At 54.2% G+C, this 277-nt stretch carries 1 protein-coding gene; it reads right to left on the bottom strand.

Translation table 11 applies throughout. The features are described 5' to 3' along the window. Positions 1-277: YHS domain-containing (seleno)protein (locus AF337_RS17330; RefSeq protein WP_280138855.1), on the bottom strand; the 277-nt coding region annotated here is incomplete at both ends.

Here is a 277-nt window from a genome sequence, read left to right as displayed (position 1 = left end):
CCTCCGCGTCCGCCTTGTCATACATCAGATAAAGCTTGCCCTCGACGATCTTGAAGGCTTCAGGATCGATGTTGACCGTGACAGACCCGCCGCTCACCTCGCCCGCACAATAGCCGCCGTACTGAGGCGCGTATTTAAGCGGTTCGCTCATAAACATCTCGCGGTGTTTGTTATTGGCGAAATGCCAGGGTGTCCCCATCCATTCGTAGGAGATTTTATCCGAACCTTTCGTCGCTTTGCCTTCGGTAAAATAGGCGACCGTGCCGTACCCCATGAT

The organism is Rhizobium ecuadorense (assembly GCF_001187535.1).
GTDB lineage: Bacteria > Pseudomonadota > Alphaproteobacteria > Rhizobiales > Rhizobiaceae > Rhizobium > Rhizobium ecuadorense.
The sequence above is the reverse complement of the archived record's forward strand: the minus strand, read 5'-3'. Positions and strand labels throughout refer to the sequence as shown.